The following is a 22,905-nucleotide window of genomic DNA, read 5'->3' as shown; positions in this document are numbered from 1 at the left end:
ATGTCACTTGTTGCCAGTTTTCAAAATCCTGTTGCCGATGCACAATACAGTTTCCGTCGTATTCTCAAAGCGTTGAGCGAACCTGGCGTCAGCATTCAGTTGCCGGCTATGCAGGGATTTGGCGCGCTCGGTTCCGCCAGCGCCTGCATATTGTTAACACTTATCGATCAGGATACGCCGCTGTGGCTCAGTGCCTCGCTCGACGATGAAATCCTGCGTAAAAACCTGCGCTTTCACACCGGCGCAGTGCTGACCGACAATCCTGCCGCCGTCAGTTTTGCTCTCGCCGATCCGGCGCTAGACAGCGCCACCTTGCTGGCCTTTCCCTGCGGGGATGAGATGTCGCCGGAGCTGGCGACCAGCGTGATCGTTCAGCTCGCTGGCCTGACCGGCGGCACTTCCTTGCGTCTTTCCGGCCCCGGTATCGAAAGCAGCCGGACTATTTCCCCACAGTTGCCGGACGCCGTGCGTGATTATCTGACCCGCCGCCCTCACCGCTTCCCGCTGGGACTGGACTTTATGTTCACCTGCGGCGAAGAAATGATTGCCATACCGCGCACTACGCGCGTGGAGGTGTGCTGATGTACGTCGCTGTGAAAGGGGGCGAAAAGGCGATAGCCGCCGCCCATCAGCTGCTGGCGTGCGAACGCCGTGGCAATCCGCAAGTGAATGAACTGGGCTGTGAACAGATCGAACAACAGCTGGGTCTGGCAGTCGATCGCGTGATGAGCGAAGGCGGAATTTACGACCGCGAACTGGCGGCGCTGGCGATTAAGCAGTCCGGCGGCGATCTGGTCGAAGCCATTTTCCTGCTGCGCGCTTATCGCACCACCTTGCCGCGTCTGGCGACCAGCGAGCCGCTCGATACCGCCGCGATGCGCCTCGAGCGCCGTATCTCAGCCGTCTACAAAGATTTGCCAGGCGGCCAGTTGCTCGGGCCGACCTACGATTACACCCACCGGCTGCTGGATTTTGCATTGCTGGCCGAGGGCGAAGCACCGTTTACGCCGATTGCCGACGAAGCTCAGCCGGAAAACTGCGGCCACGTGTTTGATTTGCTGACGCAGCAACAGCTGGCGATTGAGGAACAAGACAACGGCGCAGAGCCGGAAGACATTACCCGCACGCCGCCGGTGTTTCCGGCCTCCCGCGCGGCGCGTCTGCAACAGCTGGTGCGAGGAGACGAAGGCTTTCTGCTGGCGCTGAGTTATTCCACGCAGCGCGGCTATGGCCGCACGCATCCGTTCGCCGGGGAAATCCGTACCGGCTGGCTGACGGTGGAAATCGTGCCCGAAGAGCTGGGCTTCGTGATTGATATCGGCGAAATCCTGCTGACCGAATGCGAGATGGTGAACGGGTTTGTCGCACCAGAGGATAAGCCGCCGCACTTTACGCGCGGCTACGGCCTGGTGTTTGGCCGCGCCGAACGCAAGGCGATGTCGATGTCGCTGATCGACCGCGCTTTGCAAACCCGCGAGCACAACGAACTGATCACAAGCCCCGCGCAGGATGAAGAATTCGTGCTCTCACACGCCGATAACGTCGAAGCTGCCGGTTTCGTTTCGCACCTCAAGCTGCCGCACTATGTCGATTTTCAGGCAGAGCTGGAACTGCTGAAACGCCTGCGCGCCGCAAGAAAACAGGACTACGCCAATGAACAATAATTCAGCGCAAACGATCACCGGCTATAACCACGGGTATCTCGACGAGCAGACCAAACGCATGATCCGCCGTGGGATCCTCAAAGCCGTGGCGATCCCCGGCTATCAGGTACCCTTCGCCGGGCGTGAAATGCCAATGCCTTACGGTTGGGGCACCGGCGGGATCCAGCTCACCGCCAGCGTGATCGGCGAAAAAGACGTGCTGAAAGTGATCGACCAGGGCGCAGATGACACCACTAACGCCGTGTCGATCCGCAAATTCTTCCAGAGCGTCGCGGGCGTGAAAACCACGGAGAAAACCGTCGATGCCAGCCTGATTCAGACCCGCCACCGCATTCCGGAAACGCCGCTTCAGGAAGATCAGATCCTGATTTATCAGGTGCCGATCCCCGAGCCGCTGCGCTTTATCGAACCGCGTGAAACTGAGACCCGCAAAATGCATGCGCTCGAGGAGTACGGCGTGATGCAGGTGAAATTGTACGAGGACATCGCGCGTTTCGGGCACATCGCCACCACCTACGCCTATCCGGTGAAAGTGAACGACCGCTATGTGATGGATCCCTCGCCGATCCCGAAATTTGATAACCCGAAAATGCACATGATGCCTGCGTTGCAGCTGTTCGGTGCCGGGCGCGAAAAACGCATTTATGCCCTGCCGCCGTTCACTAAAGTCGAAAGTCTGGACTTCGACGATCACCCGTTCACCGTCCAGCAATGGGACGAACCCTGCGCCATCTGCGGTTCGCGCCACAGCTATCTCGACGAAGTGGTGCTCGACGATCAGGGCAACCGCATGTTCGTCTGCTCAGACACTGATTTCTGCGCTCAGCAAGTTGAGCAACAGGCTTCCAATGAGGTTCACCGCCAATGACTACGCCATTACATCTCACCGCTGAGCCGCTGCTGTCGGTGAATAACCTGACTCACCTGTATGCGCCGGGCAAAGGCTTTTGCGATGTGTCATTCAATTTGTATCCGGGCGAAGTGCTGGGCATTGTCGGCGAATCCGGTTCGGGCAAAACCACACTATTGCAGTCGATTTCAGCGAGGCTCGCACCGCAGCAGGGAAGCGTCATTTACAACAACGGTCAGACACCGGCGCAGTCGCTGTATGACATGGCCGAAAGTGATCGCCGCCGTTTGCTGCGCACCGACTGGGGCGTGGTGCATCAGCATCCGATGGACGGCCTGCGCCGTCAGGTGTCGGCGGGCGGCAATATCGGCGAACGCCTGATGGCGGTCGGTGAGAGGCATTACGGCGATATCCGCCAGAAGGCCAGCCAGTGGCTGGAAGATGTCGAGATCCCGGTGTCGCGCATTGATGACCTGCCGACCACGTTTTCCGGCGGCATGCAGCAGCGTCTGCAAATCGCCCGCAATCTGGTGACGCATCCGCGTCTGGTGTTTATGGATGAGCCGACCGGCGGGCTGGATGTGTCCGTTCAGGCGCGGTTGCTGGACTTATTGCGCACACTGGTGGTGGAAATGCAGCTGGCGGTGGTGATTGTCACCCACGATTTGGGCGTCGCGCGCTTACTGGCGCACCGTTTGTTAGTGATGAAACAGGGTCAGGTGGTGGAAAGTGGATTAACCGACCGCGTGCTCGACGATCCGCATCATCCTTACACTCAGCTTTTAGTGTCTTCCGTGCTTTCCTAAACTTCATTCCAGAGAAAGAGTGACCAAAATGACGACGAAGCTCAGGGTCGAAAATCTCAGTAAAACCTTTGTTCTGCATAACCAGAACAGCGCCAGATTACCTGTTTTCAGTAATGCCAGCCTGACGGTAGATGCCGGAGAATGCGTGGTGCTGCACGGCCATTCTGGCAGCGGGAAATCCACGTTATTACGCTCGCTCTACGGCAATTATCTGCCGGACAGCGGGCAGATTTGGGTCGAACATCAGGGCCAGAAAATCGATATGGTCAGCGCCGAAGCGCGTGAGATCCTGGCGGTGCGTCGCCACACCGTAGGCTGGGTCAGTCAGTTTCTGCGAGTGATCCCGCGCATCAGCGCACTGAATTTGGTGATGCAGCCGCTGCTGGAGCTTGGCGTGGAGAAAGCCCAAAGCGAAGCCCGCGCCAGCGCCCTGCTGACACATCTCAACGTGCCGGGACGTTTGTGGCATCTCGCGCCCTCGACGTTTTCAGGCGGCGAGCAGCAGCGCGTAAATATCGCCCGCGGTTTTGTGGTCGATTATCCGGTGCTGTTGCTCGATGAACCGACTGCCTCACTCGATGCCACCAACCGCGCCGCCGTGGTAACGCTGATCGAACAGGCGAAACAGCGCGGTGCGGCAGTGGTCGGCATTTTCCATGATGCCGATGTGCGCGAACGCGTTGCCGATCGCCTGTATGAAATGAACCCCGAAACCGCCCCGGAGATGTCCGCATGATCATCAATAACGTCAAACTGGTGCTCGACAGTCAAATCGTCGAAGGATCGCTGGAGATGCAAAACGGCGTGATCAGCGCCTTTGCCGACACCAGGAGTCAACTACCGCAGGCGCTGGATGCTCAGGGCGGCTGGCTGATGCCAGGTTTTATCGAGCTGCACACCGACAATCTGGATAAGTTTTTCACGCCACGCCCGAAAGTCGACTGGCCTGCCCATTCGGCCATGAGCAGTCACGATGCGCTGATGATCGCCAGCGGTATTACCACGGTACTGGACGCGGTGGCGGTCGGAGACGTGCGCGACGGCGGGCACCGTCTGGATAATTTGCAAAAGATGATCAACGCCATCGTCAACAGTCAGAATGCCGGGCTGAACCGCGCCGAGCATCGTTTACATTTGCGCTGCGAGCTGCCGCACAACACCACGCTGCCACTGTTCGAACAGTTAATGGATACCCCTGTGCTGTCGCTGGTTTCCCTGATGGATCATTCGCCGGGCCAGCGCCAGTTCTCCACGCCGCAGAAATACCGCGAGTATTATCAGGGCAAATACCACATGAATGACGCGCAAATGGATGAATTCCAGGAGGAGCAGATCGCGCTGTCACGCCGCTGGGCGCAGCCCAATCGTGAAGCGATTGCCGCCCATTGCCGCGCGCGCAATATTTCACTGGCCAGCCATGATGATGCGACTACCGCACACGTCGAGGAATCGCTGGCGCTCGGCAGCGTGATCGCTGAGTTCCCGACGACCGAGGAAGCAGCACGCGCCTCACACGCCAACGGTTTGCAGGTGCTGATGGGCGCACCGAATATCGTGCGCGGCGGCTCGCATTCCGGCAACGTCGCGGCGCATCAGCTGGCGTCGCTCGGGCTGCTGGATATTTTGTCTTCCGACTATTATCCCGCCAGCCTGCTCGACGCCGTGTTCCGCATCGCCGGTGATGAAAGCAATGCGTTCAGCCTGCCGCAGGCGGTAAAGCTGGTCACGCGCAATCCGGCCAACGCGCTGGGTTTGCAGGATCGCGGCGAAATCGCCGAAGGCAAACGCGCAGATCTGGTGCTGGCACGGGCGCATGGCGATCATCATTATGTGCAAAACGTCTGGCGTCAGGGCATTCAGGTGTTTTAAACGGAGGCGTGATGAGTCGTTTACTTTATCTGATGGGCGCATCCGGGTCAGGGAAAGACAGTCTGCTGGAGGCGCTGCGTCGGGAGTTACCGGCGGGCGTGGCGGTGGCGCATCGTTATATTACGCGCGCCGCTGACGCGGGTTGCGAGAATCATATCGCGCTGAGCGAAGCCGAATTTATCCAACGCCAGCAGCAGGGCTTGTTCGCGCTGCAATGGCAGGCGCATGAGTGCCGCTACGGCGTCGGAATTGAAATCGACAGCTGGATGCAGCTCGGTTGTCAGGTGGTGGTGAACGGTTCACGGGCGCATCTGGAAAGCGCCCGCCAGCGTTACGGCACGCTCTTGCTGCCGGTCTGTTTGCAGGTGTCCGAGGCGGTGCTGGCGGAGCGTCTGACCCGGCGCGGACGCGAAGACGCCACGCAGATCGCCTGTCGTCTGCGTCGTGCGAGAGAGTATGACAACGCACTGCCGTCAGGGTGTCAGCGGCTGAACAACGACGGCGAATTACAGGACACGCTGAGAGCCTTACGGGAATTACTGAGCAGACAGAAGAAAACGCACGGGGAAATGCAGGAGAGCTGAAAAGGAAGGGGCAAATTTTGCTTTTTTGTCCCTACCCTATCACAGAGATCCTGACTGCGGATCAACGACGTTGCACCGGCATAGGGGAAATGCGATCCGATTCAACATCTTATTCAGGGTTAACGCTCTTCAATACTGGCAGCGATCTGATCGGACTCCAACACCGTGATGCCGCCCAACCCGGCGTTAAACGCCTGTTCCTGCAACGCTTTCGCCACAATATCGGAATCAATCGCTTTCAGCTTACCCGGCAGCAGTTTAAACAGCGGCGCGCTAAGTTGTTCGAGCAAACGCGGCGGATGGCGTTTGCCCACCAGCAGTGATGGCCGGACCAGCGTCAGCAGCGGCCAGCCCTGCTGCATCAGCGCCTGTTCCATTTCCCCTTTGGTACGGTTGTAGAGAAAACGCGAAGTGGCATCGGCCCCGTGAGCACTGACCGCCAGACAATGGCGGGCACCGAGTTCCCGGGCAGCTTTGGCACTGTCGACCACCAGATCGTAATCCACGGCCCGAAACGCCGCCGCGCTTCCCGCCTGCTTTCGTGTGGTGCCGAGGCAGCAAAACAGCAAATCGATCGGTTCATCCAGCGCGACAACTAAAGAAGTCAGGTTCGCTCCCAGCGGATTGACCACTTTGCTGCCCGGCGGCAACGGACGTCGGCTTGGCGCAACGATGCGACTGACGCGCGGATCGAGCTGTAGCAGGCGTAACAGTTCGCGCCCGACCAGACCACTTCCACCAAGAAGAAGAACTTTTGCCATATCACTTCCTTTTAAAAAACGGCGTTTCATATTGAGATATTTGAGTGTTACCTGATTGTTAAAGTAGCGCCATAAGACATATCTTGTTACGGATGTTTGTCAGACACCACCCGATCCCACAGCAGCTTTTTCCCGAAGCCGAGTGCGTTATCGGTCATTTTGATGTGATTGAGTTTCAGCCGCCAAACTGGCGCTTTCATCGCGACGGCGATGGGGAAATGCGTGCAGTAAAGCGCGCGCGCGAGATGCTCTTCCTCGCCGGTCAGCACCGTGGCTTCTCCGCGATACTGAATGCCTTTAATTAACGCGATTGTTTTCGGATGCGGGGCAATGGTGCCGACCACCTGCGGGGATTTCGCCATCAGCGTGCCGTGCAGAGTTTTCAGCTCGGTCATGAAATACAGCGACAGGTTTTCTGCATCAGTAACGTAAAAGCAGTTGGCGCTCCACATTTCGCCATCGGCGACGGCACACAGCGCCAGTACGTGATTTTTATTGAGAAACTTCAGGATGTGTTTCAGATCGTCGGGGTTATTCATTAACGGTGCCCTTGCCATTCTTTGCGCACAGTGTAACGCGCCAGTTTGCGTTTTTACGTCACTCCTTTGTGCTCTTCGGGTAAACTTACGCAAATTTTGCCAAACGCAACGAGCATATGTCTGTCGCACCGAACTGGTATTTATACATGTTAAGAACACCGACCGGCGCGCTGTACACCGGCATCACCACCGACGTGGCCCGGCGTATAGGAGAACATCAGTGCGGAAAAGGGGCGAAAGCGCTGCGTGGAAAAGGCGAGTTACAGCTGGCGTTTCACTGTGCGGCGGGTGACCGCTCGCTGGCGTCAAAGCTGGAGCTGAAAGTGAAAAAGCTGAGTAAAGCGCAGAAGGAGTTGCTGGTGAAAGCCGCGCCGCAATCGCTGGAATGTTATCTGGGATGGCCGGAAAGCGGGAGTCTGGAAGAATGCTAACGGGCCTGAAAACAGGCCCGTGGGGAAATCATAACCGGTTAAACGCAGGCGGGAAAACCACTTCTCCGCTGGCGTTAGTCAGCGCGTCATCGGTCAGCGTAAACAGCTGGAAAGTGCCTTCAGCGCCCGACCAGCGGCAATGCAGATCATGCGCCGCGGCCGGTTTAAAACCAAAACGACCGTAATAGGCGGGGTCGCCCTGCACCACCACCGCGGCGTAACCGAATTCATTCAGAGAATCTAACCCTTCGTAAATGAGCTTTTCGCCAAGCCCCTGACGGCGCAGAGAGTCTTCCACCGCCAGCGGTGCCAGCCCGACCCAGTTACGATCTTCGCCCTGAATATCGACCGGACAAAACGCGACGTAACCGACCACGCCGCCTTCGTCATCGGTTGCCACAACGCCCAGCGTCAGTAAGCCGTCTTCGCGCAGTTCCTGCACCAGATCAGCTTCCGCGCCCGTCGGGAAAGCGGAACGCAGAAGACGGTCAATGCCTGCTGCATCAACAGGAATTTCAGTTCGGATTAACATGGTTCAGCTACCGGAGCTTGCGGCTCACGGTCCTCCTGCATACCCGCTTCGACAAAATCGGCCAGACGTAACAAGCCGTTCTTTAGCAGCACAGGCATGGTATCAAGATCGATAGAATCCATCAGATTCTTCACATACAGACCGAGTTCGGTGTCGCCCTCAATGCGCAGACGGCGCTGGAAGAACAGCGTGTCCGGATCTTCTTTACGGGCAGCGATCAGGATCAGATCGTTGGCGTAACCGCTGAAACTGACATCGGCAACGCCTTGTTCGCGGATCACCAGTTTTCCGGCTTCCACCGACATCTGCCAGCTCAGGCTGAGGTCGGAGACATCAATTTTTAACCAGCGGTTATCCAAAAAATCCAGTTCACCGTCGGCCAACGCCTGACGTAGCTGCCAGCTCAACACCTGCTGCAAAACCTGACGCCGAAGCGCGAAAGGGGTGAATTTTAAAGGCACACTTAACAGGGATGGCCCCTGGCGAACCATACGTGCACGTAGTTTTTGCAACACTGGCACTACTCCTTTCGGTAACTTTTTAGGCAACTCTCGGCACTATTTTGCCACATCACCAGACTCATTCAGCGGCCTGCATCAATAAATACTGCAACAGAAAAACGTCGCGTACAACCTCCCCGGCCCTAACTCCCCCTCTCAACACCCCATAAACTGCCTCAAATCAAAATATTGCATCTATAGCTTCTCTAAAATGGTTCGCCAATCAAAGCCTTCGCTGATGAATGAATTACGTCGGCACATGGCTTCTCATCACTATCAACCCTTCAGCTACGCTGTCCGGTTGCAGCAAGGAATGATCATGGAGCTACTTTGCCCGGCAGGGAATTTACCTGCGCTGAAAGCGGCAGTCGATAATGGCGCCGATGCGGTTTATATCGGTCTGAAAGATGATACAAATGCGCGTCATTTTGCCGGCCTGAATTTCACCGAGAAAAAGCTCCAGGAGGCGGCCAACTATGTTCACCGTCACCGTCGTAAACTGCATATTGCCATCAACACATTTGCACATCCGGACGGTTATCAGCGCTGGGAACGCGCCGTGGACATGGCCGCGCAGCTCGGTGCCGATGCGCTGATCCTCGCTGATATCGCGATGCTTGATTACGCTGCCAATAAATATCCTCAGGTTGAACGCCACGTCTCGGTGCAGGCATCTGCCACCAACGATGAAGCCATTCGTTTCTATAAACGTAATTTTGACGTCGCCCGCGTGGTGCTGCCGCGCGTGCTTTCGATGCATCAGGTGCGCCAGCTGTCACGTACGACGGTGGTGCCGCTGGAAGTGTTCGCGTTCGGCAGTCTGTGCATCATGGCCGAAGGCCGCTGCTATCTGTCCTCCTATCTGACCGGTGAATCCCCAAACACCGTTGGCGCGTGTTCGCCGGCGCGCTTTGTCCGCTGGCAGCAAACGGCACAGGGCATGGAATCCCGCCTGAACGATGTGCTGATCGACCGTTATGACGAAGGCGAAAATGCCGGATATCCGACGCTGTGCAAAGGCCGTTATCTGGTGGATGGTGCGAAATATCACGCGCTGGAAGAGCCGACCAGCCTGAATACGCTGGAGCTTTTGCCGGAATTATTCGCCGCCAATATAGCGTCGGTGAAAATTGAAGGACGCCAGCGCAGCCCGGCGTATGTCAGCCAGGTGGCAAAGGTCTGGCGGGCGGCGATCGACCGCTGCATGGCCGATCCGCAGAATTTCAAAACCGATGCCGCGTGGATGAGCACGCTGGGTGCAATGTCTGAAGGTACGCAAACCACGCTCGGTGCGTATCATCGCAAATGGCAGTAAGTGAAGAGACGATGATGAAATATTCTTTAGGGGCGATCCTGTATTACTGGCCGAAAGCGCAGGTTGAGGCATTTTATCAGGCCGCTGCAGAAAGCAGCGCCGACGTCATTTATCTCGGAGAAAATGTCTGTACCAAACGCCGTGAGATGAAAGTGAACGACTGGATGGAGATTGCACGTCAGCTGGCAGCAACCGGCAAACAAGTGGTGATCTCCACGCTGGCTTTATTGCAGGCGCCCTCCGAACTCAACGAACTCAAGCGCTACGTCGAAAACGGCGAATTCTTGCTGGAGGCCAATGATTTCGGCGCAGTGAATATGGCGGCGGAGCGTAACCTGCCGTTTGTGGTCGGCCATGCGCTGAATTGCTACAACGCGGTCACACTCAAAATTTTGCAAAAACAGGGGATGATGCGCTGGTGTATGCCGGTCGAGCTTTCCCGCGACTGGCTGGTGAATCTGCTTAACCAGTGCCAGGATCTGGGCATCCGCGATAAGTTTGAAGTGGAAGTACTCTCCTACGGACATCTGCCACTGGCGTACTCGGCCCGCTGTTTCACCGCACGTTCGGAAAACAAAGCTAAAGACGAATGCGAAACCTGCTGCATCGATTATCCGCAGGGGCGCAAAGTCCTGTCGCAGGAAAATCAGCAAGTGTTCGTGCTCAACGGCATCCAGACGCAGAGCGGCTATTGCTACAATCTGGGTAATGAACTGATGTCGATGCAGGGGCTGGTGGATATCGTGCGGCTTTCGCCGGAAAGCATGGACTCGCTCGCCACGCTGGAAGCCTTCCGCAATAACGAGCGCGGATTAGCGCCACTTCATCTGACCGATAAAGCCGACTGTAACGGCTACTGGCAGCGCGTCGCCGGGCTGGAACTGCGCCAGTAATCGTCAGACACACTAACGCAAAAGGGATATGACGTTGCGGTCACATCCCTTTTTTGATCATACGCTTTTATGTTTGCGCCTGAACATCGCCCGCAGCCGGACGCCATCGCGCAGCATGCCCACCGCGATTCCGATAAAGGTGTAAAAAACGCAGAGAAGCAGCAACATCAGAATATCGCCGCCGACGTCTCTGAACGGCAATCCCATCTGATTCACCCCGGCAATCGCTTTAGTTGCCCACGTTGACGGTAGCATGGACGAAATCCCCCTTACCCACGCGGGCATTGCCTGAAGCGGCCAGATAGTGCCGGAAATGTAGAACACCGGCGTAGTCAGAAAAGCTAACGTCAGGTAGATAAGTTCAACGCTGCGCAGGCATTCCGTCACCAGTTTACCCAGCCCTAACACTGCCAGCAGGAACGGAAACGTCAGCAAGAGTATCTCAGGAATACTCGCCGTTTGCCGGTAGCCCAGGATCCATGGCCACAGCACGAAGAGGACAATCGATAAAAATAGCCACACCGGGATCAGCGCCGAAATCCCGCCAAGAAATGCCGGGATCGCCGGCTTTCCTGAGGGGCCACTGTTAAGCACGATGCTGACGCGCACGCTGGCGATCAATAGGGAATGCTGTAATAACATCACCAGCAGGCCGGGGAAAATGATCGCTGCGAAACTGATGCCGGGGTTAAACAGGTCAAGCGTCTGGCCGACCATTGGCGACAATACGACGCTGGCCTGTCGTTCGCTGAATCCGTTACGCAGCAGGAGATCACTATTGTACTGCGTAAGGATCGACTGGTACGCAGCCAGCACATCCTGCTGGATCTGGCCGTTCGCCAGCCGGTTGGTGGCATCGCCGTACACCGGGATCACAATGTTCTGACCCGCGAGGATCTTCTTTTCAAGATCCACCGGCATGATAATTACCGCGAAAAGCTGGCGCAGCGCCAGATCGTGTTCCGCATCCGCCAGATTTTCGTACTGCACGGTTTTGACTTTCGACGTGGCGTCCAGCTGTCGGGTCAGCATCCGGCTGGCGGAGCTGTGGTCTTGATCAACCACCGCCACCGGCAAATCCCACACCGTACGGTTGGCGTAGACCAGGCTCATCACGCACAGCGAAATCAGCAACATCATCCACATCGGTTTATCAAGCAGGCCGGTCAGCACTTTGCTAAACGTACCCCACCAGGTTTTGAACCATTCACGACGGGTCATTTTCCTGGCTCCTGTTGTTTCATTCGCATGTATAACCGCTTACGCACCAGGAAGCCGGTGACCAGCGGGTAAATTAGCAGGATGCAGCAGACCAATAAAATACCGCGCACCGAGACTTCACGCAGGAAAACGTCAAACATTGCCGCCAGCGCGTAACTCAGCGGTTCGATAGCGGAGATTATCCTTGCGGGCAGCGGCATCGAGAGCACCGGCACCGCCATGCCGGAGAAGGTCAGCGCGATACTGACGAAAATCCCCATCATGGTGTAGGCCGTAATGGTGGTTTTGGTGAAGGTGAACAGCAGTAACCCGAGGCTCTGGGCGGCAATCACATAGAAGAAGCCGACAAGCAACATATAGAGCGGATTGCCGCTAACCCGCGCATCGAAGAACCCCACCAGCATGGCGATTTCCACCATCAGCAAGGTTGTGAAACACAGCGTGTAAGGGGCAAGTTTTCCGAGCAGCGCCAGGGTAAACGACGGTGCGCTGAGCAACGCCTGACTGCGTGCCATCACGTAGATCATGCAGGTCACTGTGAAAAGTTGCAGCAGGTGAATGGTCGCGGCGAACTGCTGGTAGTAAATATAGCTGCCGCTGGCGTTGAACAGGCTACCGTATGAGAGATCGACGCTGGCCAGCGATGGCAGCGTTTTGCCGATTTCCGTAGCGATAATCGAACGGTAACTGGTGTTCAGTTCGGTGATAAGCCCGCTGAAATCCTGCGTGGAGTACAAACCGGCACCATAGAACAAAGCGTTATAGTACAGCACGACGCTCGGCTGTTTTCCGGCCAGTACGTCGGCTTCGAAATCGGTGGGAATATACAGCAGCGCATAATCTTGTGCAGTGCGTAACCGGTATTCGGCCTCCTGCAATCCACCGTTAAACGCCTGAACGTGGGCGTGGGATCCGGCATCCAGTTTACGGATTAGCGTTTTTGACAGGCTGCTGTGATCGTTATCGACTACCGATACCGGTAAATCCAGCAAGGTGCCTTCCGAGAAATTGCTGCTGATAAGCCCGAACAGCAGCAAGGGGAAAATCCAGCACAGCCAGTGGATCACCGGCTTACGGAAAGCAAAACTGACCTCCCGGTTAAAAGCACGGCTAAAGCAGCGCCACCCGGCTTTTATCCTTTCACTTCGCGGCGCTTTGACCCGCTTCACTTCGCCTTCCACTGCCACAGCGCGCTCATGCCCTGACGCAGGCCGGGCACCGGTTTCGCCGGGTAGAGACGTACTTCAAAGGTCTTGAGATCGAAGTCGCCTGTAGCACGGGTGGCGCGCTTGGTGGCGTAATCACCAAGCGGCGCGATGTAGCGCACTTCGGCTTCAATCATCTGGTTATTTAGTGCAGGCACGCGCATCTGCACTTTGTCACCTTTGCGCACGCCGGCCAAAATATCTTCACGCAGGTTAAAGACGAAATAGGCGTCCGGCAAACGCACTAACGTCAACAACGGACTGTTGGCACTTTCCAGCTCGCCAACTTCCACCGGGATCGGCCCCACCTCACCCGCGACCGGCGCTTTGACCTGTAAGTCGTCGGTTTGCGCTTTCAGCTCAAGTAAATCCTCTTCTGCCTGACGCAACTGTGCGGCATAGCTTTCACGTTGTTCAACGCGGTCGCCATTAGTGCCTTCATCAAGATTGGCTTTGGCGACCAAAACCTGCTGATACGCGCTGTCACGGGCACGGCGGGAATCTTCTAAATCAGACGCAGAAATAAATCCTTTCGCCGCGACTTTGGCGTTGCGATTGTAGAGATCGCGGGCATTAATGTATTCGGCCTGAGACTGCGCCAGCGTGGCTTTCAGATTGCGAATACTTTCTTCACGAGTGCCGTTTACGGAGAGATCGAGCTGAGCCTTTGCCTGATCGCGTGCCGCTTCAAGCGCACGCAACTGCGCCATCATTTCCGGGCTGTCGAGGGTTATCAGTAACTGACCGGCTTTGACGTCATCACCCCGCTCGACATGACGTTCGATCACGCGGCCTTTGGCTTTCGAGGCGACAATAACCTCAGGCGCATCCACTTCGCCCTGCAACAATAAATCCTGATTATGCGCGCGGAATAAGACCGCTAATGACACCGCCACGGCGACCAGCAGAAGGGTCAATAAAATACGTTTACTCATGTGTTGCCTGATCCTTTTTTTCGCCAGTTTTGTTCAACGGCATGGGGTTTCCATTCCTTTATAGTCCGTTTTTGCCGCGCTCCGTTCTCGGAGTAACAGTTTCATCATAGGTGACGCTCAATCATAGCGGCGCAGACAGAGACGTTTTAACACAAAACAACATATTGTCCGAAACGATAAATTAAACATGATTCATAGCTGTCACATATAAATTAGAGGGTCAGGAAAGGCACAAATGCAGTATTCAATCCGTAATGAATGGGTAATACTCGTTCTAATTATGAGCATTTTTAGCGGGCGAGCCGCTTTCGTTTCGCCCCTCAACGAGTGAGCCGTGACTATGTCTGATAAACACACCGTTCCCCTTTCCGTTCTCGATCTGGCACCTGTTCCACAAGGTACTGATCCCGCGCAGGCTTTTAAATCTTCCCTGGAACTGGCACAACACGCCGAGAAATGGGGCTATCAACGATACTGGATGGCTGAACACCACAATATGACCGGCATCGCCAGCGCCGCGACGTCGGTGCTGTTGGGCTACATAGCCGGTGGCACGAAAACCATTCGCGTGGGTTCCGGCGGTGTCATGCTGCCCAACCATTCCCCGCTGGTGATCGCCGAACAGTTCGGCACGCTGGCCACGCTGTATCCGAACCGTGTCGACCTGGGTCTTGGCCGCGCGCCGGGTACCGATCAGCGCACCATGATTGCTCTGCGCCGCCATCTTTCCGGCGAGGTCGATAACTTCCCGAAAGATGTGCAGGAATTGCAGCTGTATTTCGGTGAAGTTCAGCCGAACCAGGCAGTTCAGGCCGTACCGGGTCAGGGATTGCATGTGCCGATTTGGCTATTGGGTTCAAGTCTGTACAGCGCTCAGCTGGCTGCGGCCCTCGGGTTACCCTTTGCCTTCGCATCGCATTTCGCACCGGATATGCTGTATCAGGCATTAGCTATTTACCGCAGCAAGTTCCAGCCTTCCGGGCAGCTTGAAAAACCCTATGCAATGGTGTGTCTCAACGCGATTGGCGCAGACACTGATGAAGAAGCGCGCCGGATGTTTACCTCCAATCAGCAGCAGTTCATTAATCTGCGCCGTGGTATGCCGGGCAAACTGCCTGCGCCGGTGGATAACATCGAAAGCCTGTGGTCTGCATCAGAACGCTTTGGTGTGGATAACGCACTGCGTATGTCGGTGGTCGGTAATAAAGACACTCTGCGTCAGGGTTTGCAGTCGATTTTGCGTGAAACTGAAGCCGATGAGCTGATGATCAACGGACAAATTTTTGATCAGCAGGCGCGTTTGCGCTCGTTTGAAATTGTCTCGGAGTTGCAGGGCGATTTAGTAAAAGAGCACCGTATAAGCTAAGCACTTCGACAAATCACTGACGAAAAAAAACCAGCCGGTAAAGGCTGGTTTTTTATTATCTAAGCTTCAGTAAACCGAAGCGCGATAAATTATGCGTCAGTAGTACGACGTGGTGCGCGGCTTGGCGGACGACGTTCGCCAGCTGCTGAAGAACCTTCACGACGGTCGCCGCTGAAAGAACGTGGAGCGCCGTTACCACGACGTTCACCACCAGCACCGGCAGGACGATCACCGTTGAAAGGACGCGGAGCACCGTTACCACGACGCTCGCCACCAGCACCGGCCGGACGTTCGCGACGTGCAGGCTGTGGCTGAGCATCACCCAGCAACTGCATGTTCATCGGTTTGTTCAGGATGCGGGTACGGGTGAAATGAGACAGAATCTCGCCCGGCATACCTTTTGGCAGTTCGATAGTGGAATGCGTACCGAACAGCTTGATGTTACCGATGTAACGGCTGCTGATGTCGCCTTCGTTAGCAATCGCACCAACGATGTGACGAACTTCAACACCATCATCACGACCCACTTCGATACGGTACAGTTCCATATCGCCAGCTTCACGACGTTCACGACGCGGGCTGTCGCCATCACGCGCAGGACGGTCATTGCTGCGAGCCGGACGGTCACGACGATCGCCACGGTCACCGCGGTCGCCACGTTCTTCAAATTCACGACGCGGTGGACGGCTTTTGAAGATTGGGTCAGCGGCAACGATCAGAGGACGTTCGCCCTGTGCCATTTTCAGCAGTGCAGCAGCCAGCGTTTCGATGTCCAGCTCTTCTGCAGGTTGCAGTTTAGCCAACAGCGCGCGGTACTGATCCAGATCGCTGCTTTCCAGTTGTTGCTGAACTTTTGCTGCGAACTTAGCAAGACGACGCTCGCCCAGCACATCAGCAGTAGGAATTTCAACTTCTGGAATAGTCAGCTTCATGGTGCGTTCAATGTTGCGCAACAGGCGGCGTTCACGGTTCTCAACGAACAGCAATGCGCGACCCGCACGACCCGCACGACCGGTACGGCCGATACGGTGAACGTAAGACTCGGAGTCCATCGGGATGTCGTAGTTAACAACCAGGCTGATACGTTCTACGTCGAGACCACGTGCTGCCACGTCGGTTGCGATCAGAATGTCCAGACGGCCATCTTTCAGACGTTCCAGAGTCTGCTCACGCAGGGCCTGGTTCATGTCGCCGTTCAGTGCAGCGCTGCTGTAGCCGCTACGTTCCAGGGCTTCAGCCACTTCCAGCGTCGCGCTTTTAGTACGCACGAAGATGATAGCTGCATCAAAGTCTTCAGCTTCCAGGAAACGCACCAGAGCTTCATTCTTACGCAGGCCGTGTACAGTCCAGTAGCTCTGGCTGATGTCCGGACGGGTAGTAATGCTTGACTGAATGCGCACTTCCTGTGGATCTTTCATAAAGCGACGTGTAATACGACGGATCGCTTCTGGCATAGTGGCAGAGAACAACGCGGTCTGATGTTGAGCCGGGATCTGCGCCATGATAGTTTCGACGTCTTCGATGAAGCCCATACGCAGCATTTCATCGGCTTCGTCCAGTACCAGACCGCTCAGGTTAGAGAGGTTCAGGGTGCCACGTTTCAGGTGGTCCAGCAGGCGGCCCGGGGTACCCACAACGACTTGTGGACCTTGACGCAGTGCGCGCAGCTGAACGTCATAGCGCTGGCCGCCATAAAGGGCAACCACATTCACGCCATGCATATGTTTAGAGAAGTCAGTCATTGCTTCAGCAACCTGAACCGCCAGTTCGCGGGTTGGTGCCAGAACAAGAATTTGTGGTGCTTTCAGTGAAGCATCAATGTTGTGCAGCAAAGGTAAAGAGAATGCGGCAGTTTTACCGGAACCGGTCTGCGCCATACCCAGAACATCGCGGCCGCTCAGCAGGTGAGGAATACACTCAGCCTGGATTGGTGAAGGTTTTTCGTAGCCCAAATCGGTAAGGGCAGAAATGATCGGAGCAGACAGCCCCAGGTCAGCAAAAGAGATTTCAAGCTCAGTAGTCATGTACACGTGCCTCATTAATAATGGCAGCCAGTCTACATAACTCGTCGAGAAAATTTTCAGTCATTTTCATTGAAAAGTGTGAACCGGCTCAAATTAGATTATAAAACGAACAAAGCAACCCTCGCCCGTTAAGGCGCTTAAAAATGGTAAAAACCATGATTAATCAGGCTGATTGGTGTCGTCAGCTATTGCTGGTCCGATTCTGATAGGTCGTCTTGCTCTTGGCCCAAAAGCGCCAATTCCAACAATGCATAGCGGTGCTCAACAAAGTTGTGAACGTTGTTAGCTACCGTCAGTTTGAACAGTGCCGCGGCGCTGTTCTTGTCCCCCAGACTTAGGTAATGCTTACCTAAATAGAAGTCAGTTTCACTGAGATGCTCAGCGAGCGAAGTGTTATCCGTTGCTTCTGCCTTGAGGCGTTCCATCAGCGTAGTTTCGCTGATTTTGCCCAGGTAGAATTCGACGATATTCCATCCCCATTGCCCTCTGTCCGCTTTGTCATAACGCTGTTGAAGCGCTACGTCGGCATCCTTCGGATTGATTTCTCGCTCCGCAAGGTAAAGCCATAACGAACGGAAGGGATCATTTGGATCGTCTCGATAAAACGCCTGCAGATCATCCTGCGCTAACGAGAATCGTCCACCGTAATACAGTGCGATACCTCGGTTCAAACGCGCGTAGTTGTAAGTTGGATCAAGCTCTAGTACAGAATCAAACGCTTCATAGGCAGCATCGAAATTGCCTGCCTGCGTTAGGTAAATCCCCAGGTAGTTAAAAACTTCTGGCATATCAGGACGAATAGACAGCGCTTGTGAAAAATCATTTCGCGCCAGTGCTCTTAGCCCGAGACTATCATACAGCACACCGCGCTCATATAATAGCTGTGCTCTCTCATCATCGGTTAATGACCGGCTGGCAAGAATTTGTTCCATGCGTGCCAGGATGACTTCCTGCTGCAACGTAGGCTGCAACGGAATCGCCAGAACTTCATTTTTACGCCAATCATGGTTGCTGCATCCTGCCAACATAAGTGCTGTCGCAACATAACACCAGCGCAAGAAAGGCTTCATTTCTACTCCCGAAGACAAACATTGGATAGACATCCTGTCATCCGCTTGCTTAACACAAACGCGTCCTACGTTCGTGATACGAACAGCTCCCCTCCAGATGGAAAGGAGCTGTAAAACTTCTGTTACAGATTATTCTGCGGCAGGTTGCTCAGTTGTATCGTCCTGAGTCGGTGCAGTTGCTTCTTTGATGCTCAAACGCACGCGGCCCTGACGGTCAACTTCCAGTACCTTAACCGGTACTTCCTGACCCATCTGCAGGTAATCAGTCACTTTCTCGACGCGCTTATCAGCGATCTGAGAAATATGGACCAGACCTTCTTTACCGCCGCCGATGGCAACAAACGCACCAAAGTCTACGATACGGGTCACTTTACCCTGATAGATACGGCCAACTTCGATTTCTGCAGTGATCTCTTCGATACGACGGATAGCATATTTCGCTTTCTCGCCGTCGGTTGCTGCGATTTTCACAGTACCGTCATCTTCGATTTCGATAGTCGTGCCAGTTTCTTCAGTCAGAGCACGGATCACAGAACCACCTTTACCGATCACGTCCTTGATTTTGTCCGGGCTGATCTTAATGGTGTGGATACGTGGAGCGAACTGAGAGATGTCGCCACGCGGGGTGCTGATAGCCTGTTCCATAACGCCCAGAATGTGCAGACGCGCACCCTTAGCCTGGTTCAGAGCCACCTGCATGATTTCGCGGGTGATACCTTCGATTTTGATGTCCATCTGCAGCGCGGTGATACCGTCGCGGCTACCGGCCACTTTAAAGTCCATGTCGCCCAGGTGATCTTCGTCACCCAGAATGTCGGACAGAACAACAAAGCTTTCGCCTTCTTTAACCAGACCCATTGCGATACCCGCAACGGCGGCTTTTATCGGCACGCCTGCATCCATCAGGGCCAGAGACGCGCCACAAACGGAAGCCATAGAAGATGAACCGTTAGATTCAGTGATTTCAGAAACCACACGTACGGTATACGGGAAGTCTTCTGGTTTTGGCATCATCGCCAACACACCGCGCTTAGCCAAACGACCGTGACCAATCTCACGACGTTTAGGTGAACCGACCATGCCAGTCTCACCAACGGAGTATGGAGGGAAGTTGTAGTGGAACAGGAAGCTGTCAGACTTCTCACCCATCAACTCGTCCAGGTTTTGCGCGTCACGTGCAGTACCCAGCGTCGCTGTTACCAGCGCCTGAGTTTCACCACGGGTGAACAGTGCAGAACCGTGGGTACGTGGCAGAACGCCAGTACGAACGTCCAGACCGCGGATCATGTCTTTTTCACGACCATCGATACGTGGCTCGCCACGCAGAACACGGCTACGCACCACGTTCTTCTCAATGCTGCCCAGCAGGTCAGAGATTTCGCCAGCGTCCAGCGCTTCATCTTCAGCTTGCAGTGTTTGCACAACTTCAGATTTGATCACGTTGATCTGAGCGTAACGGTCTTGTTTGTCAGTGATCAGATAAGCATCACCTAAACGAGATTCTGCCAGCGCAGCGACGCGAGCGTGCAGCTCAGCGTTAACCACTTCTGGCTGCCAATCCCATTTCGCTTTACCGACTTCAGCAACCAGAGAGTTGATGTTATCAATAACGATTTGTTGTTGTTCGTGGCCGAACACCACAGCACCCAGCATCTGGTCTTCGCTCAGAACATCCGCTTCAGACTCAACCATCAGGACCGCGCCTTTAGTACCGGCAACCACCAGATCCAGACTGCTGGTTTTCAGCTCGTCTGCGGTTGGGTTCAGAACGTACTGGTTGTTGATGTAACCTACGCGCGCAGAACCGATTGGGCCGCTGAATGGAATACCAGACAGGCTCAGGGCAGCAGACGCACCGATCATCGCAACGATGTCAGGGTTAACTTGTGGGTTCAGGGAAACCACGGTTGCGATAACCTGAACTTCATTCAGGAAGCCTTCCGGGAACAGTGGACGAATTGGACGGTCGATCAGACGGGAAGTCAGTGTTTCGCCTTCGCTTGGACGGCCTTCACGACGGAAGAAGCTGCCCGGGATACGACCAGCAGCGTAAGTACGCTCCTGGTAGTTAACGGTCAGGGGGAAGAAGCTCTGACCTGGTTTAGCTTTTTTCTGGCCAACAACGGTAACGAATACCGCTGTGTCGTCCATGCTAACCATCACGGCTGCAGTCGCCTGACGCGCCATCATGCCGGTTTCCAGCGTAACGGTGTGCTGGCCGTATTGGAATTTACGAATAGTCGGATTAAGCAATGTAATGTCCTTAATTGGGGCGCGCAGCTGTTATGACAGCAGTTCACACCGATAGATATCCGAGCTTCTCACTACATTCTCGCGACTAATGACAATCCTTATTGGCCTGGCAATGTGGCAATAAAGTCTCTCATTAGCCGCGCGAAAACATCTGTAACGGAAGTTCATGTTCTTAGATTAACAGCAGAAACAACAGCCATACAGTAACCTGATTTGGTGTCGCTTCCTAGAATAAAGGGGCCTATTGGCCCCTTTACACTGAAACTCGCTTGATTAGCGACGCAGACCCAGACGTTCGATCAGGCTGGTGTAACGTGCTACATCTTTACCCTTCAGGTAGTCCAGCAGTTTACGACGCTGAGAAACCATGCGCAGCAGACCACGACGGCTGTGGTGATCTTTTTTGTGCTCTGCAAAGTGACCTTGCAGATGGTTAATTTGAGCAGTCAGCAGAGCAACCTGAACTTCGGAAGAACCACTGTCGTTTGTGCCACGACCAAAGTCGGAAACGATTTGAGCTTTAGCTTCAACGCTTAGAGACATAATTATACTCCAAAATATTATAGATAGTTTAAACGGGTGCCGATCTCTAATTCAGCTACCCAATGCATAAGCTGCGCTATTCTACCCTTTGCTATATATGATCGCAAGGTGGGCAAAAAGCGCTTATTCGGTATATTCGACGACCAAACGACGCGGCGCAATGCGTCCATCATCATCTATTTCGCCAATGCCGATAAACTTACGTTCTTCACCTTCGGTGATGCGAACCATCCCGCTTGTCGGTGCGCCAGATGCCTGAACAGGTTGACCCTGTTTCACATATCCAGCCACTACTGGCAGTAAGTTCACTTCCGGGAAGTCTTCACAGGCGCTGTCCATAGGCAGCAACAAAGGATCCAACAGTAAGCGCGGTTCAATGCCCTGCTCTTCTGCCTGAGCCATCAGCTCATGGAGTTTTTCCATGGTGACCATACGCTCAAAAGGATACGTTGCTACCTGCAAACGGCGCAGATAAGTGACGTGTGCACCACATCCCAATTTTTCACCCAAATCATCCACAATTGTGCGGATGTAAGTGCCTTTCGAGCAGTGAATTTCCAGCTCAACCTCGAAGCCTTCCCAGCGAATGAACTTCAGTTCATACACCGTGATACTGCGGGATTCGCGTGGAACTTCAATACCCTGACGCGCATATTCGTACAGTTTTTTCCCTTCATATTTCAGTGCAGAATACATGGAAGGAATTTGCTGGGTTTCCCCACGAAAGCTGTCGAGAGCGTCGTCAAGCTGCTGCTGGGTAAACGTCATTTCACGTTCGGAAATGATTTCACCTTCCGCATCGGAGGTATCGGTACGTTGCCCCATGCGGGCAATGACGCGATAACGCTTGTCGGAATCAAGCAAAAAACGGGAAAATTTGGTTGCTTCGCCTAAGCATAACGGCAACATGCCGGTCGCCAGAGGATCAAGCGCACCGGTATGTCCTGCACGGTTGGCGTTATAAAGGCGTTTGACCTTTTGCAGCGCGTCGTTGGAAGACAAGCCGTAAGATTTGTCCAGTAGCAGAACGCCGTGAATATCACGGCCGCGGCGACGTGGGCGGCTCATTATGCTTCCTCGTCGTCGCCTGCAGCTGAACGACGTTCAGCATCGTTCTTCACGACATTGGTCACCAGGTTAGACATACGCATGCCTTCAACTAGTGAATTGTCGTAAGCAAAAGTCAGTTCAGGAACAACGCGCAGACGCATCGCTTTGCCGATCAGGGTACGAATGAAACCTGATGCGTCCTGTAAGGCTTTGATACCGTTTTTCACACGATCGGGATCGTGATTATCGGTGGTCAGAACGTCAAGGAAGGTCACGAACACTTTGGCATATGCCAGATCGCGTGAAACTTCGACTCCCGACACGGTGGCCATGCCAACACGTGGATCTTTGACTTCGCGCTGTAAAATTATCGCGATTTCTTTTTGCATCTCCTGAGAGACGCGCTGTGTACGGCTAAATTCTTTTGCCATGATTATTCTTTCTCCACTTGCTCCAGACAAATAAGGGGGCGCAAGGCCCCCCATCTGGATATC

At 54.7% G+C, this 22,905-nt stretch carries 25 protein-coding genes; 11 read left to right on the top strand and 14 right to left on the bottom strand.

From position 1 onward, the window contains the following. From phnH to phnN, 7 genes are read left to right on the top strand one after another with little or no spacing between them, the layout of a single operon-like run. A complete protein-coding gene (gene phnH, locus AC0Z7K_RS12420; protein WP_485614645.1) occupies positions 1-582 on the top strand; it encodes a phosphonate C-P lyase system protein PhnH in 582 nt (193 codons plus the stop codon). Continuing rightward, positions 582-1,664 carry a carbon-phosphorus lyase complex subunit gene (locus AC0Z7K_RS12415; protein WP_485614644.1) on the top strand — a complete coding sequence of 361 codons (1,083 nt, stop codon included), beginning with the start codon at positions 582-584 and terminating at the stop codon, positions 1,662-1,664. The genes phnH and AC0Z7K_RS12415 overlap by 1 nt, the downstream gene beginning before the upstream one ends. Next, the gene (locus AC0Z7K_RS12410) at positions 1,654-2,532 is read left to right on the top strand and encodes an alpha-D-ribose 1-methylphosphonate 5-phosphate C-P-lyase PhnJ (protein ID WP_485614642.1); all 879 of its coding nucleotides are present in this window, start codon (positions 1,654-1,656) and stop codon (positions 2,530-2,532) included. The genes AC0Z7K_RS12415 and AC0Z7K_RS12410 overlap by 11 nt, the downstream gene beginning before the upstream one ends. Continuing rightward, positions 2,529-3,320, top strand: coding sequence for a phosphonate C-P lyase system protein PhnK (phnK, locus tag AC0Z7K_RS12405; RefSeq protein WP_413530289.1), 792 nt, complete (start codon positions 2,529-2,531; stop codon positions 3,318-3,320). Before AC0Z7K_RS12410 ends, phnK begins: the two co-directional genes overlap by 4 nt. 28 nt (positions 3,321-3,348) lie before the next feature. Further along, positions 3,349-4,056, top strand: a complete 708-nt coding sequence (phnL, locus tag AC0Z7K_RS12400) for a phosphonate C-P lyase system protein PhnL (protein WP_485614640.1) — start codon at positions 3,349-3,351, stop codon at positions 4,054-4,056. Then, positions 4,053-5,189 (top strand): alpha-D-ribose 1-methylphosphonate 5-triphosphate diphosphatase, encoded by a 1,137-nt coding sequence (phnM, locus tag AC0Z7K_RS12395; RefSeq protein ID WP_413530287.1) that lies wholly within the window; start codon positions 4,053-4,055, stop codon positions 5,187-5,189. Before phnL ends, phnM begins: the two co-directional genes overlap by 4 nt. A gap of 11 nt (positions 5,190-5,200) precedes the next feature. Beyond that, a complete protein-coding gene (gene phnN / locus AC0Z7K_RS12390; protein WP_485614639.1) occupies positions 5,201-5,773 on the top strand; it encodes a ribose 1,5-bisphosphokinase in 573 nt (190 codons plus the stop codon). Positions 5,774-5,892: 119 nt separating this feature from the next. Here phnN and AC0Z7K_RS12385 read toward each other — a convergent pair whose 3' ends face one another. Together AC0Z7K_RS12385 and AC0Z7K_RS12380 are read right to left on the bottom strand one after the other, a co-directional pair. Continuing rightward, positions 5,893-6,534, bottom strand: a complete 642-nt coding sequence (locus tag AC0Z7K_RS12385) for a Rossmann-fold NAD(P)-binding domain-containing protein (RefSeq protein WP_413530285.1) — start codon at positions 6,532-6,534, stop codon at positions 5,893-5,895. Between the two features lie 86 nt (positions 6,535-6,620). Continuing rightward, on the bottom strand, positions 6,621-7,073 hold the full coding sequence (locus AC0Z7K_RS12380; protein ID WP_413530284.1) for a YhbP family protein: 453 nt from the start codon (positions 7,071-7,073) through the stop codon (positions 6,621-6,623). Between the two features lie 116 nt (positions 7,074-7,189). Here AC0Z7K_RS12380 and AC0Z7K_RS12375 point away from each other — a divergent pair, with 116 nt between their 5' ends. Next, positions 7,190-7,504: a GIY-YIG nuclease family protein gene (locus AC0Z7K_RS12375; protein ID WP_485614637.1), complete on the top strand. Its 315-nt coding sequence runs from the start codon at positions 7,190-7,192 to the stop codon at positions 7,502-7,504. Positions 7,505-7,532: 28 nt separating this feature from the next. Here the strand turns inward: AC0Z7K_RS12375 and AC0Z7K_RS12370 are convergent, their stop codons facing one another. Together AC0Z7K_RS12370 and ubiT are read right to left on the bottom strand one after the other, a co-directional pair. Continuing rightward, on the bottom strand, positions 7,533-8,036 hold the full coding sequence (locus tag AC0Z7K_RS12370; protein ID WP_413530282.1) for a GNAT family N-acetyltransferase: 504 nt from the start codon (positions 8,034-8,036) through the stop codon (positions 7,533-7,535). Next, positions 8,030-8,551, bottom strand: a complete 522-nt coding sequence (gene ubiT, locus AC0Z7K_RS12365; RefSeq protein ID WP_485614636.1) for a ubiquinone anaerobic biosynthesis accessory factor UbiT — start codon at positions 8,549-8,551, stop codon at positions 8,030-8,032. The genes AC0Z7K_RS12370 and ubiT overlap by 7 nt, the downstream gene beginning before the upstream one ends. A 304-nt stretch (positions 8,552-8,855) precedes the next feature. Between ubiT and ubiU the strand changes: the two genes are divergently transcribed. After that, on the top strand, positions 8,856-9,851 hold the full coding sequence (gene ubiU, locus AC0Z7K_RS12360; RefSeq protein ID WP_485614774.1) for a ubiquinone anaerobic biosynthesis protein UbiU: 996 nt from the start codon (positions 8,856-8,858) through the stop codon (positions 9,849-9,851). A gap of 14 nt (positions 9,852-9,865) precedes the next feature. After that, entirely contained in the window at positions 9,866-10,744 is an 879-nt protein-coding gene (locus AC0Z7K_RS12355; protein WP_413530319.1) for a U32 family peptidase, read from the top strand. A 57-nt stretch (positions 10,745-10,801) separates the two neighbouring features. On the opposite strand, the gene AC0Z7K_RS12350 is transcribed toward AC0Z7K_RS12355, so the two are convergent. The 3 genes from AC0Z7K_RS12350 to AC0Z7K_RS12340 are packed head-to-tail and all read right to left on the bottom strand — an operon-like array spanning position 10,802 to position 14,105. Further along, positions 10,802-11,965, bottom strand: coding sequence for an ABC transporter permease (locus tag AC0Z7K_RS12350; RefSeq protein WP_413530280.1), 1,164 nt, complete (start codon positions 11,963-11,965; stop codon positions 10,802-10,804). After that, positions 11,962-13,134 carry an ABC transporter permease gene (locus tag AC0Z7K_RS12345; RefSeq protein WP_485614771.1) on the bottom strand — a complete coding sequence of 391 codons (1,173 nt, stop codon included), beginning with the start codon at positions 13,132-13,134 and terminating at the stop codon, positions 11,962-11,964. The genes AC0Z7K_RS12350 and AC0Z7K_RS12345 overlap by 4 nt, the downstream gene beginning before the upstream one ends. After that, a complete protein-coding gene (locus AC0Z7K_RS12340) occupies positions 13,131-14,105 on the bottom strand; it encodes an HlyD family secretion protein (protein ID WP_413530279.1) in 975 nt (324 codons plus the stop codon). Before AC0Z7K_RS12340 ends, AC0Z7K_RS12345 begins: the two co-directional genes overlap by 4 nt. A gap of 340 nt (positions 14,106-14,445) precedes the next feature. Here AC0Z7K_RS12340 and AC0Z7K_RS12335 point away from each other — a divergent pair, with 340 nt between their 5' ends. Beyond that, positions 14,446-15,471, top strand: coding sequence for a luciferase-like monooxygenase (locus AC0Z7K_RS12335; RefSeq protein ID WP_485614634.1), 1,026 nt, complete (start codon positions 14,446-14,448; stop codon positions 15,469-15,471). A gap of 89 nt (positions 15,472-15,560) precedes the next feature. Here the strand turns inward: AC0Z7K_RS12335 and AC0Z7K_RS12330 are convergent, their stop codons facing one another. From AC0Z7K_RS12330 to rbfA, 7 genes are all read right to left on the bottom strand, one after another. Continuing rightward, positions 15,561-17,495: a DEAD/DEAH family ATP-dependent RNA helicase gene (locus AC0Z7K_RS12330; protein WP_112164594.1), complete on the bottom strand. Its 1,935-nt coding sequence runs from the start codon at positions 17,493-17,495 to the stop codon at positions 15,561-15,563. Beyond that, entirely contained in the window at positions 17,485-17,559 is a 75-nt protein-coding gene (gene yrbN / locus AC0Z7K_RS12325; protein ID WP_223499600.1) for a protein YrbN, read from the bottom strand. Before yrbN ends, AC0Z7K_RS12330 begins: the two co-directional genes overlap by 11 nt. Positions 17,560-17,680: 121 nt before the next feature. Beyond that, on the bottom strand, positions 17,681-18,565 hold the full coding sequence (nlpI, locus tag AC0Z7K_RS12320; protein WP_112164593.1) for a lipoprotein NlpI: 885 nt from the start codon (positions 18,563-18,565) through the stop codon (positions 17,681-17,683). 129 nt (positions 18,566-18,694) lie between these two features. After that, positions 18,695-20,818: a polyribonucleotide nucleotidyltransferase gene (pnp, locus tag AC0Z7K_RS12315; RefSeq protein WP_413530277.1), complete on the bottom strand. Its 2,124-nt coding sequence runs from the start codon at positions 20,816-20,818 to the stop codon at positions 18,695-18,697. 273 nt (positions 20,819-21,091) lie between these two features. After that, positions 21,092-21,361 carry a 30S ribosomal protein S15 gene (rpsO, locus tag AC0Z7K_RS12310; RefSeq protein ID WP_112164591.1) on the bottom strand — a complete coding sequence of 90 codons (270 nt, stop codon included), beginning with the start codon at positions 21,359-21,361 and terminating at the stop codon, positions 21,092-21,094. A gap of 123 nt (positions 21,362-21,484) precedes the next feature. After that, positions 21,485-22,429, bottom strand: a complete 945-nt coding sequence (truB, locus tag AC0Z7K_RS12305) for a tRNA pseudouridine(55) synthase TruB (RefSeq protein ID WP_485614632.1) — start codon at positions 22,427-22,429, stop codon at positions 21,485-21,487. After that, entirely contained in the window at positions 22,429-22,842 is a 414-nt protein-coding gene (rbfA, locus tag AC0Z7K_RS12300) for a 30S ribosome-binding factor RbfA (RefSeq protein ID WP_014333704.1), read from the bottom strand. Before rbfA ends, truB begins: the two co-directional genes overlap by 1 nt. Between the last annotated feature and the right edge of the window lie 63 nt (positions 22,843-22,905).

The organism is Rahnella sp. 1L-D-7-B-C2, from assembly GCF_057290995.1.
The sequence above is the reverse complement of the archived record's forward strand: the minus strand, read 5'-3'. Positions and strand labels throughout refer to the sequence as shown.